The sequence below is a fragment of the Streptomyces sp. NBC_01478 genome (assembly GCF_036227225.1).
In the GTDB taxonomy this organism is placed as follows: Bacteria; Actinomycetota; Actinomycetes; order Streptomycetales; family Streptomycetaceae; genus Streptomyces.
On sequence record NZ_CP109444.1, the window covers coordinates 6,435,371 to 6,454,184 of the forward strand.

Genomic DNA, 18,814 nt, shown 5'->3' on the forward strand with positions numbered 1-18,814 from the left:
CGGAAGAAGGAACGATGCCACCCCGCAAGCGAGCCGCGGCAGCCGCCGGACAAGGCGAACTGCTCAGTGTCTCCAGCACCAAGGAGATTCAGGACATCCTGTGGAAGGCCGCGGACAAGCTCCGCGGCTCCATGGACGCCGCCCAGTACAAGGAGTTCGTGCTTGGCCTGGTCTTCCTGAAGTACGTCTCAGACGCCTTCACCGAACGCCGTGAGGAACTGGCCGCCGACCCCGAGCTGGCCCAGATCCCCGAGCACCGCCGGGCGGCCTTCCTTGAGGAGAAGGACGAGTACACGGAGAAGAACGTCTTCTGGGTCCCCCCGACCGCCCGCTGGGACCACATCTCCGAGAACGCGGCCAGCGCAGAAGGCGGTGTCGGCGCACTTCTGGACACGGCCATGGACGAGGTGATGAAGGCCAACAAGACCCTCACCGGCGTCCTCCCGAAGATCTTCAACCGCGACAACGTCGACCAGAAGCGCCTGAAGGAACTCGTCGACCTCATCAGTGACGCGCGCTTCACGGGCCATGGCGACCGCCCGGCACAGGACGTGCTGGGCGAGACGTACGAATACTTCCTGGAGCGCTTCGCGCGGGCGGAGGGCAAGCGGGCCGGCGAGTTCTACACACCGGCGAGCGTGGTCCGCCTGATCGTCGAGGTCCTGGAGCCGTACGAGGGGCGGGTGTACGACCCGGCGTGCGGCTCGGGCGGCATGTTCGTGCAGAGCGGCAAGTTTGTCGAACGGCGCAAAGGCAAGGACCACACGCACGACATCGCGGTCTACGGCCAGGAGGCCAACGAGCGCACCTGGCGCCTGGCCAAGATGAACCTAGCCATCCACGGCATGGACCCGAAGGGCGTCGGAGATCGCTGGGCGGACACGTTCGCGGACGACAAACTGCCGGATCTGAAGGCCGACTTCGTGATGGCCAACCCACCCTTCAACATGTCGGACTGGGCGAGGAAGTCGGACGACCGGCGGTGGCGTTACGGCACCCCGCCCCAGTCGAACGCCAACTATGCGTGGCTCCAGCACATCGTGTCCAAGCTGGGGGACCGGGGCAGCGCGGGTGTGGTTCTGTCAAACGGCTCGATGTCGTCCAATCAGTCGGGCGAGGGCGAGATCCGCGCGGCGATGGTCGAGGCGGACCTGGTGTCCTGCATGATCGCCCTGCCGGCCAACCTGTTTCGTACGACCGCGATCCCGGCGTGCCTGTGGTTCCTGACGAAGGACAAGTCCCCGCAGAACACAAAGGCGTTGGAGGACCGGCGGAGCCGGGTGCTGTTCATCGACGCGCGCGCGATGGGCACGATGGTCGACCGCACGGAGCGGGTCCTCACGGAGGAGGACCTGGAGAAGATCTCCGACACGTATCACGCGTGGCGGGGCACTAAGTCGGCGCGGGATAAGGGTCTTTCCTACGAGGACGTTCCGGGGTACTGCTACAGCGCCACGCTGGAGGAGATTGAGAAGCACGACTATGCGCTGACGCCGGGGCGATATGTGGGAGCAGCGGAGGTTGAGGAGGACCCGGACGCGGAGCCGGTGGAGGAGCAGATCGCTCGGCTGACCAAGGAGCTGTTCGAGCAGTTGGATGAGTCGGCTCGGTTGGATGCGGTGGTGCGGGAGCAGTTGGGGAGGATCGGTGACTGAAGCAATTGTTGCTGGTGTACCGACCGCTTGGGAGCAATCCACGCTGGCAGAGATCTGTGAGCGCGGTGGCGGCAATATCCAAACGGGCCCCTTCGGTAGTCAACTCCACGCCTCGGACTATGTTCCAGTTGGAGTTCCGAGCGTGATGCCCCAGGATATTGGGGACAATGTAATCCGGGAGGATTTCATTGCACGCATCACTGTTGAGGACTCTTTGAGGCTTTCCCGGTATCTTCTTCAGGCTGGCGACATTGTCTACTCGCGCAGAGGCGACGTGGAGCGGAGAGCGCTGGTTCGCCCAGTCCAGGAAGGCTGGCTTTGCGGGACAGGGTGTCTGCGAATTAGGTCAGGTGACGCGATTAACTCTGCTTACCTTTCCTACTACCTAGGTCATCCCAGCGTGCGGCAGTGGATTAAGCAACACGCTGTCGGTGCGACTATGCCGAACCTGAACACTAAGATTCTCGGCGCTGTCCCAGTTGTCGTTCCTTCACGGAAGGAGCAGGAGTCCGTCGCGGCCGTACTTGGGGCACTGGACGACAAGGTCGCGGCCAACGAGCGCATCGCCGTTACGTACGAGGACTTGCTCAAGCTGCAGGTCGAGCGTATGGGGCTGGAGGTCGAGCCAGACCGTGAATCTGCTGTGCCCGTGACCGAGTTTGTTCGCTTCAACCCCAAGGTTGCGAAGCCGTCCGCAGATGCTGTTTATGTGGATATGGCTGCTCTCTCTACGAGTCGGGCAGGTATCGGGAGTTGGGCAACGAGGAACCCGAAGGGTGGAACTCGATTCGCCAATGGGGACACGCTTCTGGCCCGTATCACGCCGTGCCTGGAGAACGGCAAGACGGGGTATGTCGACTTTATGGATGATGGTGAAATCGGGGTGGGTTCTACTGAGTTCATCGTGATGCGTTCAGTCCAGGGAATCCCACCCGAGTTCGGCTATTTCCTGGCGCGTAGTAATAGATTCCGTGAGCATGCCATCCGGAACATGATTGGCTCATCGGGGCGTCAGCGGGTTGCTGCTGTGGACGCGGCGAACTTTCACATCAACCGACCTGACGAAAATCTGCTCACTGAATTCGGTGAAGTGGCATCGGATTCCTTCACGCACATGCGGTCACTTGACCGTGAATCTCGCACCCTGGTCACTCTCCGTGACGCTCTCCTCCCCCAGCTAATGTCCGGCAAGCTCCGGGTCCGAGACGCTGAGAAGGTCGTGGAGGAAGCCGTATGACCACCGAAAGCGGCAGCGAGCACACCCCTGACAGCCCCACCCCTGCCCACCTCGACGCCAAAATGACCGAGTCCACCTGGGAGCACCTGGCCCTGGACGAACTCGCCCAACTCGCCTGGGAATCCAGGCCCGGCAAAGACCTCGCCCCCGGCACCGGCCACCGCCGAGACTGGGACGACCTGATCCTCCACGGCGAGCTCCAGGCAGCCGTCGAGAAGCTGAACCCGGAGCTGACCGCCGCCGCCGTCCACGAAGCCCTCCGCATCGCCACGGACCCGGCCTCCCGTGAGGCATACCCGGAGAACAAGCAGGCGCACGAGTACCTGACCACCGGCATGCGCCTCACCTACACCGACGAGTTCGGCGCCGAGCAGACCCCCACCGTCCGCCTCGTCGACTTCACGGACCCCGGCGCGAACAGCTACCTCGCCGTCAACCAGGTCACGGTCAGGGACACCGACGGCAGCCACCGCCGCTTCGACATCGTCCTGTACGTCAACGGCCTGCCCCTCGCCGTCATCGAGCTGAAGAGCGCCTCCGACGAGAACGCGACCCTCAGGTCGGCGCACGCCCAACTCCAGACGTACGTCTCGGAGTTCCCGATCGCGTTCCGCTACAACGTCCTCTGCCTGGTCTCGGACGGCATAACCGCCAAGTACGGCACAGCATTCACGCCGTACGAACACTTCGCGCCCTGGAACGTCGACCACGAGGGCGAGCGCGTCGACACCAACGAGCCCGGCTACGACGGTCTCGACGCGCTGAACCTGGCCTTGCACGGCCTGTTCACGCAGGACCGGTTCCTCTCCCTCACCCGTAACTTCGTCAACTTCCCTCCGCCCAAGCCGGGCGAGCCTCTCTCCGGCAAGCGCATCGCGAAGCCGCACCAGTACTTCGCGGTGAACAAGGCGGTGGACGCCGTCGTCGAGGCGTCGCGGACGAACGGCCAGGCCGGCGTCGTCTGGCACACGCAGGGCGCGGGAAAGTCGGAAGAGATGGTGGAGACGGCCGCGCTCGTCCTCCGCCATCCGGCACTCAACAACCCCACCATCGTTGTCATCACCGACCGCAATGACCTCGACGACCAGCTCTACGACACTTTCCTCGACAGCGAGTCCCTGCTGGAGACAAAAGCTCACCAGATCGACACGCGCGAGGAGCTGCGCACCGAGCTGACGCGGCGCAACGTCGGCGGCATCGTCTTCACCACCCTCCAGAAGTTCGGCCTGAGCAAGGAGGAGAAGGATGCCGGCAAGTCGCACCCGCTCCTCTCCGAGCGCCGCAACATCCTGGTGATCGTCGACGAGGCCCACCGCTCGCACTACGACAGCCTCGACGGCTACGCCCGCCACCTGCGCGACGCCCTGCCGTATGCCACCTTGCTCGCCTTCACCGGTACGCCGATCTCGAAGGCCGAGGCCGACACCCGTGCGGTCTTCGGCGAGTACATCGACATCTACGACCTGAAGCGCGCCGTAGACGACGGGGCTACGGTCCGCGTCTTCCACGAGCCGCGTGTCATCAAGGTTGACCTGCCCAAGGGTGTCGACCCAAACAAGATCGACGAGCAGGCTAACACCGTCACCGAGGGCATGGACGACGCAGAGCGCCGCCGCGCCATCCAGTACGCCACGACGATGAACACCATCTACGGCTCCGAGGACCGCATAGCGAAGCTCGCCGACGACCTGATCGCCCACTGGGAGCAGCGCCGCGAGCTGGTCAAGCCCGACATCGGCGCCCCGGGCAAGGCGATGATCGTGTGCGCGACCCGCGAGATCTGCGTACGGGTCTTCGACGCGCTGGCCGAGCGGCGGCCCGGCTGGGTCAGCGACGAGGTCGACAAGGGCGTCATGAAGATCGTCTTCCACGGCGACCGCTCCGACCCCGAGCACATGCGCAAGCACTCGCTGCGCAAGTCCCAGCAGAAGGTCGTCCAGAAGCGCGCCAAGGACCCCGACGACGAGCTGGAACTGCTCATCGTCCACTCGATGCTGCTCACCGGCTACGACGCCCCGCCCATCCACACCTTGTACATGGACCGCCCGATGCAGGGCGCCAACCTGATGCAGGCGCTCGCTCGCGTCAACCGCCGTTTCCGCGGCAAGCAGGATGGTCTGCTCGTCGGCTACGCGCCCCTCACCGACAACCTCACCAAGGCCCTGCGCGAGTACTCGGACCAGGACCGCAAGGACCAGACCCTCGGCGCGGACATCGAACGGGCCGTCACCGAGGTCAAGAACGAGATCGCCACCATCAAGGGGCTGCTGGCCGGGAGCCGATGGAAGGAGTGGCTGGCCGACACCAGCCGTCCCGACTCCCGCAAGCGCGCGCTGCGTCTGACCGCCGACTTCCTGCGTGACCCGAAGAACCCGGGCAACAAAGTCGAGCCTCCCGCCAAGCCGCTCTCCGTCCGCTTCAAGGACAGCGCCGCCCGGCTGGACCGCTTCTACCGTGTCTGCGCGATGAGCAAGGAGATCGCCGAGCGCTGCGAGGACTTGGACGACTGGCGTCGTGACATCTCCTTCTTCAGCGAGGTCCGGGCCTGGATGATCAAGCTCGACGCCGCCCAGCGCGAGGCGAGTGGGGAGCCGCTCAGCGCCGAGGTCCAGCGTTACCTGCAAGCCCTCGCGGCCTCGGTCGTAGACGCCGACGACATCACCGACCTGTACGCGGAGGCCGGTATCGGCCGGCTGGACATCACCCGTCTCAACGAGGCGCAGCTGCGCAATCTGGAGAACTCGGAGACCCCGCACTTGGTCACCGAGGCCCTGCGCCGCATGATCCAGCAGAAGATGCGCGAGGTGACCAAGCACAACGTCGTCCGCAACGAGAGCTTCACCGAGCGTCTGAATGATCTGATGAGGCGTTACATGCTCCAGCAGCTCACCAGCGCCCAGGTGATCGCCGAACTCGCCGCCCTGGCACGGGAGGTGTCGGCGGAGGCCCGCCGTGGCGAGCGGTTCGACCCGCCGTTGACCCACGCCGAGCTGGCCTTCTACGACGCCGTCGCACACCGCGACATGGCCGAGGCCATGGAGGGTGGCGACGACACCCTCGCCAAGATCGCCCGTGCCCTCGTCAAGGACATCCAGAAGAACCTCTCTGTCGATTGGCTCTCCCGCGAACCTGTCCGGGCGAAGCTCCGTACCCGCATCCGCCGCGTGCTGGCGATGTTCGACTACCCGCCGGAGGAGGAGCGCGAGGCGGTCGACCTGGTTCTCAAGCAGATGGAGATCGTGGCCGCTCTCTGGGCGCCCGCCGCGAAGTAGCAACGCATACGGGAGGGCGACACCAGGGGCGCCCTCCCGTCACGGCCAGGTGCGCTCGACGCGGTCGTGCCGTACGACATCACCCCGCGCTTCATGATGGATGGTCCTTGTCTTGGTTTCTTTGATAACCCCAGTTATCGCTGAAAACATGGATTGAGTAACTTCTTCGCCCCTAACGTCTGTTCCGTAACACCGGGCTCGCGCAAAGCGAGAGGCTCACCCCTCTCGCTCACCGCACGAATCCGGACCTGGAACCGACCACAGAGGGCGGAGAGCACCATGACGGAACACCCCGCACAGAGCGAGCCGAACGCATCTGACCATCAGGCCGATCGTCGCCGAGGCGCCTCCTCGACGGTCTCCCGCCTGACCGCCCGCCTCGAAAGCTCGGCGCTCGCCGAGGCACCTCGGGAACTCCTGCGAGAGGCACTGGGCGCCACCGCGACGGAGTCCTCCGGCACCCCCGCTGCTGCGCACCCGGACCAGCGGGTGTTCCTCGACTCCATCAGCGTCAACGGCTTTCGCGGCATCGGCCGCAAGGCTCGTCTGCCGCTGACCGCGCAGCCCGGAGTCACCCTCGTCGTGGGGCGTAACGGCTCGGGGAAGTCCAGCTTCGCCGAGGGCGCTGAGACGGCGCTCACGGGCCGGACCGCTCGCCTGGACAAGCAGCGGGGAGAGGTGTGGCGCCGGCACTGGCGCAACCTGCACGACGGGGCCGACCCGAAGGTCGAGGTCCGCCTCGCCATCGCGGGCGACCCTCGGCTGTCCACTCTGATGTGCACCTGGTCCGGCGACGACGTCACCGCCCCCGAGGTCGAGTTCAGGCGGCCGGGCCACGGCCGTCGGCCCTTCGCTGGCATCGGGTGGGAGCGGGCCCTGAAGGACTACAGCCCCTTTCTGTCGTACGCGGATCTCGACAAGGTTCTCAATGGCAGGCCCAGCGAGCAGTACGACTCGGTCGCCGCCGTCCTCGGACTCCGCGAACTGACCGACGCGGACGAGCGGCTCCAGGGCATTGAGAAGGCGCTCGACTCCGCGCTGAAGCAGGCCGAGGCGGAACGGCCCGTACTTGCCGAGGCGTTGTCCGCGCTGGACGACCCGAGGGCGGTACGCGCGCTCGCGGTCGTCGGCAAGGCGGGCGACCCCGACTTCGTCGAGCTCGACGCCCTCGTGACCTCACTGCCCGACGCGGACGAGGGCCGTCTCCGGGAACTGCGGACGACCGCCGCGCTGACCGGACCTGACCTCGGCGCGGTCGGCGCGGCCGTGGACCGGCTGCGCGAGGCCGTCGCCGTACTCGACGACGTACGTGCCTCGGGCGCCGAGGACGCCCACCAGCGCGCGGAGCTGCTGGCCAAGGCCCTGGAGCACAGCCGCCGACACGAGGACGAGGACACCTGCCCGGTGTGCGGGTCCGACCGGGCGCTCGACGAGGCGTGGGCCGAGCGGGCCGCCGAACAAGTGACGATCCTGCGGCAGGAGGCCGCGACCGCGCGGGAGGCCCGTACCGGGCTGCGGGACGCGGTGGACGCCCTCCGCTACCTGGTCACCCCGGTCCCCGCGTGGCTGCCCGCCCCGCTCGTGGACCCGTGGGAGGAGTGGCAGGCGTGCCGGGCGATCGACGACGCCGAGCGGCTCGCAGCCCGCGCCGAGACCGCCGCGCTCGTCCTCGCCGACGCCTGCGCCGCGCTGCGCGACGAGGCGCTGCGGGAGCTGGAAAAGCTCGACGAGGAGTGGCGCTCCTGTGTCACCCGCCTGGCGGGCTGGCTCGACCGGGGCCGGCCCGCGTACGCCGGCAAGCCCCGGCTGTGCCAGGTCAGGGCGGCCCGTAAGTGGCTCAAGGAGGCGCGTGCCGAGCTGCGCGAGGAGCGGCTGCGGCCGTTCGAGGATCACTCGCAGCGGATCTGGGAGGAACTGCGTCAGCAGAGCAACGTGGACCTGCGTTCCGTGCGCCTGACCGGTAGCGAGAAGGCCACCGTGCGCAAGCTGGTGATGGATGTGTCCGTCGACGGCACCGAGGCGGCGGCCCTTGGCATCATGAGCCAGGGCGAACTGCACTCCCTCGCGCTCTCGCTCTTCCTGCCGCGCGCCGCTGCGCCGGACAGCCCCTTCGGATTCGTCGTCATCGACGACCCCGTGCAGTCCATGGATCCCGCCAAGGTTCACGGCCTCGCGAAGGTCCTGCACGACCTCGGGGAGACCCGGCAGGTAGTGGTCTTCACCCACGACACGCGGCTCCAGCGGGCCTTCACCAACCAGGAATTCCCGGTGACCGTCCTGGAGGTGGAGCGGGCTGGCCGGTCCGTGGTGACCGTGAACCGGGTGACCGATCCGGTCGGTCAGGCACTGGCTGACGCACGCGCCCTCATCCGCACGCGAAACCTCCCGCCGGTCGCGCTGACCCATGTGCTGCCCAGTCTCTGCCGTGCCGTCCTGGAACGGGCCTTCTCCGAGGCCGCGTGGCTGCGGCTGCACCGGGCGGGGCTGGCCGAACACGAGGCGGAGAAGACCGTCGCGGGGGCCGTCACGCTGATGGACATCGCCGCCTTGGGGCTCTTCGGAGACCCGTCGAAGAGGGCCAGTGACGTCTATCGCGAGCTGGGCAGGCGGTGTGGCCCTGGGGCGGTGGACCTCGTCCGACAGTGCCAGGAGGGTGCCCACCCGTCGGGCACCTCGATGCCGGACCCCCACCGGTTCGTGGACGGCATCAAGGCCGTTGCCCTGACGGTACGCAAGCCCGAGGAGGGGCCGTGAACCAGACGATTCGCCAGCTACTTGACACCGCCGACCTGCTCCTCACGGACACCAGCGAGCCCGCCACGCCCGCTGCCACGACCGTACCCGCCGCGTCCGCTGCCACTACGGCGAGCCGGTGTCGAGGTGCCGCCTTCGCCCTCCGTGTCGCGCTGGAGAGCGCGGTCGCCGACCGCCTCACCGCCCACCGGGCGCCGCGCGCGATCCGGGAGGGCTCCCAGCGGGCCGCGTTCCTCTGGCTCCGCGGTTGCGCCGAAGCGGGAACGGCCCGCCGCGCGAAGGCCGTGTGGAGCCAGCTCTGCCTGGGATGCCACTACCACCAGTACGAGATAGGTCCGACGGAGGAGCAGGTCGGCGACTGGCGTACCGAAGTCGCTGCGATCGTCGCCCTGTTGGCCCTCTGACCCGCATCGGCGCCAGGAGAGTCGCTGCCGGGAGGAGACACACGTGAGAACGACACCACGAGGACGCTTATCGCGGCCGTCCACAAAGACCAGAATGAGGAGCAACACCATGACGGCCCGTACGTCCAAGCGAACCCTGTACCGGCTCAGAGGCGTGCCTCCCACTGTCGACGCGATGTTCGACGCCCTGGACGCGGACCAGTTGGAAAGGGTCTACGCGGATTTCGACGTCCCCGAGAACCTCGGTGTACCGGCGATCCTGGTCACCGGCAGCTTCGAGCAGCCGGTGGCGAGCTGGTGCGACGAGATCTTCCGAACGACGGGTATCGAGGTGTCACGGCCCGTCAACCGTTCGGCCGGCCTGCCGATGCTGGCCGTCGACGGTGAGGTGTACGCGATTGGTTACGACCAGGGCTTCCGCCTGGTGCCCGACAGCCTGAAGGACCACCGCTTCGGGCTGAGCTTCGCGTCCCGCCGGGTGGACCCCGCGAAGATCCGGGACCTGGTGTCGCACACTCCCGGCGGAGGGCGTACCGACATCACCCTGATCCCGAGCGGGGCCTCGGTATGGAGCCTGGGCATCGTCGAGCACGCGCAGATCGTGCGCCGCCTCGGCGGCCACCTGGACAACATCCCGCTCACCATCTCCCGGGACAACCCGGGGAAGATCTCCAGTGCCGAGGGCGGCGCCGGCCTGCGCATGCGGCTCGGTGTGGAGGGTGCCGACCTGATCGCCGACATCCGGGCGATCGCCTGCGTGTTGCGCGAGGAGAAGCCGAGCCCGGAGCTGGAATTCGTCGAACACGTCGTGCCTGTCGACGATCCCAGCCTTGTCACCGGCCTGGAGGCCATCCTCGACGACCTTCTGGGGCAGGAGCCCGACGGGAGAATCAACGTCGCCGTCCCCGCCGACCATTGGGACGACTACATGGCCGCCCGGGCATTCAGGGCCAGGATCAACAGCGATGCGGCCGGCCGGTCGGCCGACGACTTCGACCTTGAGTACGTCCTCTGCCGCGCACGCATCCAGCGTGCGGGCAGCCGCGTGGCAGCGCTCCGGGAAGGAACTGTCACTCTGTATCGGCATCACCGCGCCGACCGGGCCGACGAAATCTGGGCGTCCAGCGCGCTTCGCTGGATCGAGGCGGAAGTGTTTCTCGACTCTCGCCGGTTCTTCCTGATGGACGAGCACTGGTATGAGATCGACCAGGCGTATCTGAAGGCGATCCGCTCGCACGCCGAGCGGCTGATCACCCACTCCCCGTCCGTCGACCTGCCCCCGTGGGTGCTCGGAGAGAAGGAGCGCACTTACAACGAGTCCGTGCCTGACCAGCGGCCCGGGTACGTCTGCTTCGACCGCGACAACGTTCAGACCGCGCTGCACCGCGGGAACGGCGTGGAGATCTGCGACCTGCTGAGCCCGGACAATGTCCTGGTCATGGTGAAGCGCGCCAAGGGCTCCGACGCGCTGAGCCACCTCTTCAGCCAGGCCCTCGTCGCTGTACAGACGCTGCGGAACTCCCCGGAGGGCAGGGAACGGTTCGCCGAGAAGGTGGCTGCGGCTCGGCAGGGGCGCGGTCTACCGGAAGGCTTCCGGCCTTCGAAGGTCGTCTTCGCAATCCTGCTGAAGGACGGCACTGACCTCACCGCCGATACCCTGTTCCCGTTCTCGCAGGTCACCTTGGTGCAGACGGCCAGGACGCTCGAAGCATGGGGTGTCCAGGTTGAGGTCGTCGGCATCGGCTCAACTCCGTCGGTCGTCACCTCGACTGGGATCCGGCGGTTGGCGGCGTAGCCGCCGCTCACCGTAGCGGCGTACGACGACGTTGAGTAAAGCCTGGAGAGATGCCGTCCCACTTGGCGCTTGTGTGGTCAGCCGTCGTCTCGCCGTCCAAGCAGGCGGGCCTGTTCTCTCTTCAGCCGGGCGAACCCCTCCCGCGCATACACACCGATCTTCTCGCTGGGGAACGACACCACCGACTGGTGCTGGTCGTAGCTGCCCTGCGCCCACCTGGCGACGGTGATCTCGTAACCCGACACATGCGCGCAGAGTTGCAGCAGAAGCGGCGGCATCTCGGGTTCGCTCAGAAGGTCGGCGTGCCGGATGACGAGGTCACGCATGGCTTGGATGTTCGGCAGAAAGACGGTTGAGGGGCCTCGCGTTTTCCGGACAGGCTTCTGACCGTTTACATCACGCGGCGATTCGCAACTTCTCGTATTCGGCGTGGACTTCGCGCGGAGGGCGGTAACCCACCGCCGAGTGGAGGCGCTTGCGATTGTACCAGAATTCGATGTATCGAGTGATGTCCTGCCGAGCGGCCTCGCGGGTCAGGTAAGTCACCCTTGATACGCGCTCGTTCTTCAGGGCGCCGAAGAATGATTCGGCCATGGCGTTGTCGAAACAGATCCCGGTGCGGCCGGCGGATCTACGGAGCCCGAACCGGTCCAGCGTCCTCCCGAACTCGGCCGACATGTAGTTACTTCCGCGATCCGAGTGAAATATCGCGTCGGCCGAGAGGTTCCTGTTCCGTGCCGCGTTACGGATCGCCCTGGATATCAGCGGAGTTTGATAGTGGTCGTCCATCGCGTACCCGATGACTTCCTTAGTGCAGCAGTCGATTACCGTCGCGAGGTACAGCCAGCCTTCCCCGGTCGCAACATAGGTAATGTCACCGACGAGTTTCTCACCGGGCGCATCCGCGGTGAAGTCGCGGCCGACGAGGTCCGGCACCTGGTCGGCCGCAGCCTGAGTGAGGTTGAACCTCTTCGGCTGTGGCTGGCACGACACCAGGCCGAGTTCGCGCATGAGGCGGCGGACCAGCTCCACGCCCGCGACGACGCCCCAGCGGTGCAGCTGGGCCTGGAGGCGCCGGTGCCCGTAGGTGCTGTCGGACATATCGAAGGCTTTCTTGATGAGCAGTTTCAGTTCCTCGCGCCGCTGGGCCGTCGCGGATTCCGGGCGGGAGCGCCAGTCGTAGTAGCCGGATCGGGATACACCGAGCCGACCGCACATGAACTCGACGCTGTATGCGTACTCCTCGGTGTCGAGCCGCATCTCGTCGATGAACTCGTACTTGCTTGCTACCGGGGATCCTTCGCGAAGTACGCTGCCTTAGATTCAACCGGTCAAGGCAACGCTCTCTGCTGGTGTCCGGAAACCCAGGCACTTGCGCGGACGGTTGTTGAGCTTCGTCGCGATGGCGCTGATCGACTCCCCGGACCTCCACCGCCGCCACAGGTCGGCCTTCATCTCGTCCGACATCCCCGGCCGTCCCAGTCTCGCCACTTCTACCGCCCTCAACCTGCACTGTTGCTCTGACCGGTTGAATCTAAGGCGGCTTTTTTCAGGAAAGAATTTTCCATCTCCAGCTCACGGATACGTCGTTCGAGTTCCCTCAGGCGCGCCCGCTCATTAACCGTCAATTCTGCATCGGGAGCCGGTTCCTGCTGCTTCAGGTGCTTCTTCACCCAGCCGCGTAGCGTCTCCGAGTTCAACTCAAGCTCCCGGGCAACTTCGGAGATCGTCTTGCTTGACCCCAACGCGATCTGGACGGCTTCCTCGCGGAACTCCGGCGAGTACTTACTGGGTGGCGCCACTTCTTCCTCGTTTCCTCGTTCAGGACAACCCTATTGGGTGCCTGTCCGGAAACTTCGGGGCCCCTCAACGGGTGGAGCACCAGTTGTACGAGCTGGACTCAGGCGAGCTGATCCGCTGCCCGCCCAAGGACGACAGCTACCGCACCATCGATGTGACGGACTGGTTGTCGGCCCTGGTCGCCGACCACATCGCCCGTACGAAGCCGACACCGTGCGCCTGCCACGGCAAGAGGTACGTGTTCCGTGGCCAGGGCACCGCTCGCACCGGCGGACACACGGGCGCCAAGCTCGTGGACGTCGCTCGCCGCGCGGAGGTTTCCAGCGGCACTGTGTCCAATGTTCTCAACCATCCCGAGCGGGTACGGGAGGACACACGCGTCCGTGTTGAACGCGCCATAGCCGAGCTGAAGTTCGTCCGAGGAGGCGTCCCGACGGAGAACGCCGCCCACTGGCGCCGCAACGGCTTCGCCACCTGGCTGTTCGCGCCGGCCACCTCCGGCTGGTACCCGAAGAAGGCACCTCAGGAGGCCCGCCCGGTCCCGCTGCTCGGCGAGCCCTGGCCCGGCATCCCGGTCCGAGGCCGCAACGCCCAAGGCAGGGCCGACGCCTGCTGGCTGCCTGTCGCCAGAGGGCTCACCCCGCACGGCCTGCGCCACTCTCATCGCACGCACATGGAGGATCTCGGCACCGAGAAGGTGCTCATGGACGAGCGCATGGGCCACATCGACGGCTCGGTCTCGGCCCGCTACGCCCACGTGACCCCTGGCATGCGCGAGCGCCTCAAGGCCAGCCTGACCGATAAGTGGGAGGCAGCGCTCGATGCCCGGCGTGGCCTGCACCCGCGCTCGCCGGTTGCCGTACTCGATCGGCTGCTGCGCGCTCGCGCTACGACGATGGCCGGATGGTCGGGAGACGGGCTCCGGTTACCTCGAATGGAGCCCTTCTAGCGCGCGACGTGTGCGGCTCGGTGGCCTTGGTGGTCGTACTGGTAAGGCGACGGCGGATCTCCCCGATTTGCCGCGCCGGGGCTGGGTTGGGGCGTACGCTATACATGGCAGATCGCGCCTGCCCGCTCCGAGTCATGGTGGCCCACGTCCATCGTGGCGGCGAAGACAAGGTTCCCCGAATCGCGCAGCAGCGTTCCGCCAGGTCATCCAAGTATCCGTGGCGGGGTGGATGTGGGGCGTCCCGCCAGATGGAGCACACGATGACCACGAACCGTCGCCGCAAGGCTGAGATTCACGCCCACCAGGCAGCCACCGGAACGGCGTATCTGGTGGCCCGCCGACAGGTCGCTGCCTTGGCCGAGGTGATGCAGCAGCATCCGTGGCTCAACTCCTTCGGCATCGGGGTCTTCGATCCCCTTCGCAAGACGGCCGAGCAGCGCCGGACCGACCTCGCCGCCGGCCGCGAGGAGTTGGCCGGGAGCGGGGCCACGGTGATGGAGACGGCCGCGTGGCTGCGCGAGAACATCACGCCGATCAAGACCCCTACCGCCAGCAGCTACAGCGTGAAACACGTGATGGAGCGGGCAACCGGCAGGTACGTCACCAATGGCGAGTTCATCGCCGCCGCTCTCGTCGCTGGCTACACCTTCAAGTACGTGCAGCCGAATGTGCTGTTCGGAATGAGCGCCCGGGACCTGAAGCGGATGAACTGAGCACCCCAGAACGGATCCCTCCGGCCGTCTGAACGGGCCTCAAAGGGGTTCGGTCTTCCACGGGCGCTTCATCGTGTGCGCAGGACCTTCGAGATCCTGCGCACACGACAGCTTTAGCCAGGGCGTCGGCAGTAACGGCCGAAAGGTCAACGGCATCTGACGGAGGATCCTCGGCGGGTGGCGGTGCACTCCTTACCAGTGGGTCGAGGTCGATGATTCGACGGTCAGGTGGTCGTGGCGGGGCGTGGGCTGCCGTGGAAGACCTGGCTGGCGTGCCAGGAGCGGTGGATCGCGGCGATGGGGTGGGTGCCGGGCTGAGGTCCGATGAGTGGTCGGTCGGCGAGTGCGATGACGTGTTCGCGGGCGGCGGGGCTGTGGCCGACGAAGCGCTGGGAGACCAGGACGCGGTTGCCCTCGCCGACACCTAGGACGCCCTTGTCGAAGAGTTTGTGGTGCAGCGAGCACAGGCACAGTCCGTTGTCGACGTCGTCCGGGCCGTCGAACGCCCACCAGCGCACGTGCGCGGCCTCCAGCCCGACCGGCACCGCGCCGATTCTGCCGTCGTAGCCGCAGAAGGCGCACTGATACTCGTAGGCCGTCAGGACCTGCTCGCGCATCCGCGGATCCCGCCGCCTCCGCACGGCGGCCGAGAGCTGTCCGGTCTCCGCCGGCTCCAGCTCCAGGCCGACGGATTCGCACAGGTCGCCGTGGAGCGAAGGCGGGAAGTGCAGGTCGAGCAGGACCCGTGCCATCCGGCCAAGCAGCTCCGGCTCACGCCGCAGTGCCGCCCGCAGTTCCGGCGCCAGCCGCCCCGCGGCCCCCGCGCCCCGCAACTTCCGCACCCCGCTGCCGGGGCTGCCCGGTCCGCGATCGGTGCGCACCTCCCACACACCGTCGCTCACCAGGTGGTGGAACGGGTAGGCCGGAGTCGTCCTGTTCGGCGGACCGTACTCGGTCAGTAGCCGCTGCAGATCCTCCTCCACCGCGCTGTACCGCAGTTCGACGGCGGCATCCTGCTGGAACCGGCCGAGGGCGTACAGCAACAGCAACGGCTTGTGCGGAGCGCGGGTCCCGCTTCTGGTCCACTGCCTTAGTTGCGCGGTGCGCTCCAGCCAGTCCATGACCGGTGATCGTAATCGCGCCTCGTTGACCAGCGATCTGCGCATGTGTGGAAAGCCTAACGAGTCGTGACGAGCTGATTGCGACGTGTCGTAACCAGGTGGCGCCATCGGTCACGGGTCTGTTGTTCTCCGTCGATCCACCGTGCTCGCGCGGTGTGCTCGGGAAGCGAAAGGCCAGCCATGAAGTGGGCGATGTCGACGTAGTAGGCGTAGTCGCCGCTCTGCGTGAGTTCGCACAGGCGTGTGATCGCGGTGGCGAGGTCGTCCTGGGCGTTGAGGACGGCGTGGTGGAAGCACAGGGCCAGTTGCAGTTTCGCCGCGGCGTAGGCAATGCCGGAGACACCGATTTCGGCGAGCAGGACGGCCGCCCGGCCGGGCAGGTCGGCGGCGAACCCGGCGTCGCGTACGAGCACGGCGATGCGAGCGGTCATCTCGCTGGAGCGCAGGCTGAGGTGAGACAACAGCCGTTCCGCCAGATCGAGTTCGTCGTCGGCCCGAAGCGGATCGGAGAAGGAGACGGCGAAGGCGAGATGAGCCTGCACCATGGCGGTCTCGCCGAACACACCGTGCTCCTCAGCTTCGTTCCGGCCTGCCAGGTAGGCGGCTATCGCCCGCTCCATGTCGCCCTGCACCCACCACACGTCTCCCAACACCCGATGGTGCCGCCCCTCCCAGCCCAGCCTCCCCGCGGCTTCGACCGCGGTCGGGAAGTCTCCGGACAGTCGGCTCAGGTGTGCCAGGCCGCGCCGAGCCGCGGAAGCGAGCCGACCGTCGGCGGAGGCGACGCGGTGCATCCCGCGACGCGAATCATCGGTCAGACCGAGGTCTCGCTGGGCCTTCGCCAGGTAATACGTGGCCAGTTCGACCAGGTCATCGGGGAGCAGCTCCGAGGCGAGGACGGCCGAGAGCCGACTGGTCGTGCGTTCGCGGTGCTCGTGCTGGCGTCGGGCGACGGCGCTCAGCGTTTCCACCAGGGCATCCGCCGCGGTCTGCAGGCCACCTGACGACGTGGCATCGGCGGCGGGAAGCGCCAGCGGTTCCCAGACGGAGTCCCCTACATACTGGAATGCGGCATCGGCGAGCCAGCCGAGATCGAAATGGAAGTCCCGTGCGAGGAGCAGTCCTTGCTGGAGACAGCCGACCAGGACGGCGCGATCGTGTCGCAGGTCCTGGCACCACTGGGATTCCAGGGCGTGGAAGGCTCGTTGGGCCGCGCGCCGCCAGTCCTGCTCCGACCAGCGGTCGTCACTGCCGTCGTCCGCATTGCGAATGGCGGAGCGGATCAAGTCGTGGACATGGAAGGGCCACACACCGGAAGAGGACTCCCGAATGAAGGGGCGCTCGGCCAGCCGTAGGGCGGGTGCGTCGTGGTCCATGCCGGCGGCTTGGGTGGCCAGGGGGACAGAAAATGCGCTGAGCAGGCTGACCGAGCGGAGCACGTGGCGCTCATCGGCGGTCAGGTCGCTGAGGGTACGGGCGATCAGGGCGGGGAAGTCGTGGTCGAAGTCGGTGACCTGCGGCTGTCTGCCGCCGCGTCGGAGTTCCAGGTAGCGCATGACCGACAGGTCTAGGTAGAGAGGCAATCCGTGGGAGCGCTCGGTGATGATCCGGCGGAGCGGTTCGTCGATCAGCGGCTGCCCGTCGCGGCTCAGCCTGCGGACCAGGTAGTCCTCGCAGTCTTCGGGAGAGAAGTCGCCGATCAGGACCTGACGGCCCGATATAGCTTGCTGCACATGTGCCGTGTCGGCTGCTGCGAGACCGGGCCACGCGTGCGGCCCAGCCCAGTCGAGCTGCCCCTCCAGGCTCGTCTCCGCCCACTGGAGGCGGTTGCGTCCGGTGACGACGAAGAACGCGTTGGGCATCAACCACACGATGCGTTGGAGCAGACGTTCGAAGTCGCGGTGCGTGCGGTCGCCGGTGTCCTCGAAGGTGTCCAGCAGGATCACGGGTAGTGGGCTCTTGCCGGCCGGGAGTTGGGTCAGGTCCCAGGCGAGGAGGTGCGGGTAGAAGCTGAGGGCTTCCAGGTCGGGCTCGGCCTCCAGGAGGTCGGCCAGGCGGGAGCAGCCGGCTAGGGCGCGTACGGACTGGCGCCGTTCGCGTAACGCCTTGATGAGCGCTCCGGCCCCGTGCCCGAGGGCACTGCCGACTGTGCCGGGCAGGAGCAGGACCTGGGCGACATCGCTGAGCGCGGACTGCATCTGCTGGGGCAGCGCGGCAGCGGCGCTGAAGCGGCTCAGCAACCCGCTCCGGCGCAGGTGATCCTCGATCGTTTCGCCCGGGTGGTTGTGCTCCCAGTAGCGGCGCAGGGCGAGGTCGAAGGCGGGCATCGGCTGGCCGAGCGCGGCGACGGCAAGACGGATGGTGAGGATGACGCGTTCGAAGTCCGTCCCCGCGGCGCGCGCGAGATCGATACGGACCGGCAGAGTCCGCTCCTGAGGGTGGGTCGGCGCTTCCCATTGCGCCGGGCGGTGATCGCTGCGGGCCAGCGATGCCTCGATTTTGCGGGAGAGCGTGGACTTGCCGATCCCGCCCACACCGTGGAACACGAGGATGTTGCGGCGGGGAGCTTCCAGGTCCTCCACATCGAAGTCCGCACAGGTCACGTGCCGTGTGTGCTCGGCGAGGCCGGCCGTTACGGCCTGCCACTGTGCCTGCCGGTTCGTGAACGCCTCACTGGCGGCGATGCTCCGGTCGTTCGAGCTGAACAACGTTCGAAGATCCCGCCCTGCCACAGCTCCCCCTAACGGTCAACAGGAGCCAAGCCGGGCTCCGTTGACGACAGCATGGCACGCACGCATTCAGGCAGGTTCGCAGATCGCATCCGGCACGCGGCAGTTGAGCCGGCGCTACTCCCACATCACCCGAGAGATGCGGGACGAACTGTTGGCGAATCTCACCGCTGAGTGGGAGGCGTCCCTGGATGCTCGGTTGGGCATGTGCCCTAACCAGCTACCCATGTGAGTAGCTGGCCCACTTCGGCGTTCCAGCTACCGGGCCACCGGGCCACGATGGAGCGCTCATCCCATCTGCATGCCCGCCCTTCTCTAGAACCTGGTGGCTGGCCAGGCCGATGGACGTGGTCGGTCAAGAGTCATCAAATTCGGTCTCTTGTCT

11 protein-coding genes and 2 pseudogenes are annotated in these 18,814 nt (G+C 66.8%); 8 read left to right on the plus strand and 5 right to left on the minus strand.

The features are described 5' to 3' along the window. Positions 1–14: 14 nt before the first annotated feature. The 6 genes from OG223_RS29175 (at position 15) to OG223_RS29200 (ending at position 11,117) form a co-directional block, all read left to right on the plus strand. Positions 15–1,655 carry a class I SAM-dependent DNA methyltransferase gene (locus tag OG223_RS29175; protein ID WP_329254866.1) on the plus strand — a complete coding sequence of 547 codons (1,641 nt, stop codon included), beginning with the start codon at positions 15–17 and terminating at the stop codon, positions 1,653–1,655. Continuing rightward, on the plus strand, positions 1,648–2,892 hold the full coding sequence (locus OG223_RS29180) for a restriction endonuclease subunit S (RefSeq protein ID WP_329254869.1): 1,245 nt from the start codon (positions 1,648–1,650) through the stop codon (positions 2,890–2,892). Before OG223_RS29175 ends, OG223_RS29180 begins: the two co-directional genes overlap by 8 nt. Next, positions 2,889–6,164: a type I restriction endonuclease subunit R gene (locus OG223_RS29185; protein WP_329254872.1), complete on the plus strand. Its 3,276-nt coding sequence runs from the start codon at positions 2,889–2,891 to the stop codon at positions 6,162–6,164. The genes OG223_RS29180 and OG223_RS29185 overlap by 4 nt, the downstream gene beginning before the upstream one ends. Positions 6,165–6,443: 279 nt before the next feature. Next, positions 6,444–8,918: an AAA family ATPase gene (locus OG223_RS29190; protein WP_329254875.1), complete on the plus strand. Its 2,475-nt coding sequence runs from the start codon at positions 6,444–6,446 to the stop codon at positions 8,916–8,918. Beyond that, the gene (locus tag OG223_RS29195) at positions 8,915–9,322 is read left to right on the plus strand and encodes a hypothetical protein (RefSeq protein WP_329254878.1); all 408 of its coding nucleotides are present in this window, start codon (positions 8,915–8,917) and stop codon (positions 9,320–9,322) included. Before OG223_RS29190 ends, OG223_RS29195 begins: the two co-directional genes overlap by 4 nt. A 109-nt stretch (positions 9,323–9,431) precedes the next feature. Then, positions 9,432–11,117 carry a TIGR04141 family sporadically distributed protein gene (locus OG223_RS29200; RefSeq protein ID WP_329254881.1) on the plus strand — a complete coding sequence of 562 codons (1,686 nt, stop codon included), beginning with the start codon at positions 9,432–9,434 and terminating at the stop codon, positions 11,115–11,117. A gap of 77 nt (positions 11,118–11,194) precedes the next feature. Here the strand turns inward: OG223_RS29200 and OG223_RS29205 are convergent. From OG223_RS29205 to OG223_RS29215, 3 genes and pseudogenes are all read right to left on the minus strand, one after another. After that, positions 11,195–11,473 (minus strand): annotated as a pseudogene (locus OG223_RS29205) (hypothetical protein); the annotation flags it as partial. A gap of 40 nt (positions 11,474–11,513) precedes the next feature. Continuing rightward, positions 11,514–12,377: an IS3 family transposase gene (locus OG223_RS29210; RefSeq protein ID WP_329254884.1), complete on the minus strand. Its 864-nt coding sequence runs from the start codon at positions 12,375–12,377 to the stop codon at positions 11,514–11,516. A 242-nt stretch (positions 12,378–12,619) separates the two neighbouring features. Continuing rightward, positions 12,620–12,919 (minus strand): transposase, encoded by a 300-nt coding sequence (locus OG223_RS29215; RefSeq protein ID WP_329254887.1) that lies wholly within the window; start codon positions 12,917–12,919, stop codon positions 12,620–12,622. Between the two features lie 68 nt (positions 12,920–12,987). Between OG223_RS29215 and OG223_RS29220 the strand changes: the two are divergent. Continuing rightward, positions 12,988–13,866: pseudogene (locus OG223_RS29220) on the plus strand (LacI family DNA-binding transcriptional regulator); the annotation flags it as partial. A 248-nt stretch (positions 13,867–14,114) separates the two neighbouring features. Beyond that, a complete protein-coding gene (locus OG223_RS29225; protein WP_329254890.1) occupies positions 14,115–14,579 on the plus strand; it encodes a hypothetical protein in 465 nt (154 codons plus the stop codon). A gap of 224 nt (positions 14,580–14,803) precedes the next feature. On the opposite strand, the gene OG223_RS29230 is transcribed toward OG223_RS29225, so the two are convergent. Together OG223_RS29230 and OG223_RS29235 are read right to left on the minus strand one after the other, a co-directional pair. Next, positions 14,804–15,700, minus strand: a complete 897-nt coding sequence (locus tag OG223_RS29230) for a phosphorothioated DNA-binding restriction endonuclease (RefSeq protein WP_329265536.1) — start codon at positions 15,698–15,700, stop codon at positions 14,804–14,806. 56 nt (positions 15,701–15,756) lie between these two features. Next, entirely contained in the window at positions 15,757–18,432 is a 2,676-nt protein-coding gene (locus OG223_RS29235; RefSeq protein ID WP_329254892.1) for an ATP/GTP-binding protein, read from the minus strand. Positions 18,433–18,814: the final 382 nt, after the last annotated feature.

Excerpts from the sequence above, each read along its gene's own strand:
- OG223_RS29175 (WP_329254866.1), top strand. The coding sequence starts at position 15 with ATGCCACCCCGCAAGCGAGCCGCGGCAGCCGCCGGACAAGGCGAACTG.
- OG223_RS29185 (WP_329254872.1), top strand. The coding sequence starts at position 2,889 with ATGACCACCGAAAGCGGCAGCGAGCACACCCCTGACAGCCCCACCCCT.
- OG223_RS29190 (WP_329254875.1), top strand. The coding sequence starts at position 6,444 with ATGACGGAACACCCCGCACAGAGCGAGCCGAACGCATCTGACCATCAG.
- OG223_RS29200 (WP_329254881.1), top strand. The coding sequence starts at position 9,432 with ATGACGGCCCGTACGTCCAAGCGAACCCTGTACCGGCTCAGAGGCGTG.
- OG223_RS29210 (WP_329254884.1), bottom strand. The coding sequence starts at position 12,377 with ATGCGGCTCGACACCGAGGAGTACGCATACAGCGTCGAGTTCATGTGC.
- OG223_RS29225 (WP_329254890.1), top strand. The coding sequence starts at position 14,115 with ATGGAGCACACGATGACCACGAACCGTCGCCGCAAGGCTGAGATTCAC.
- OG223_RS29230 (WP_329265536.1), bottom strand. The coding sequence starts at position 15,700 with ATGGACTGGCTGGAGCGCACCGCGCAACTAAGGCAGTGGACCAGAAGC.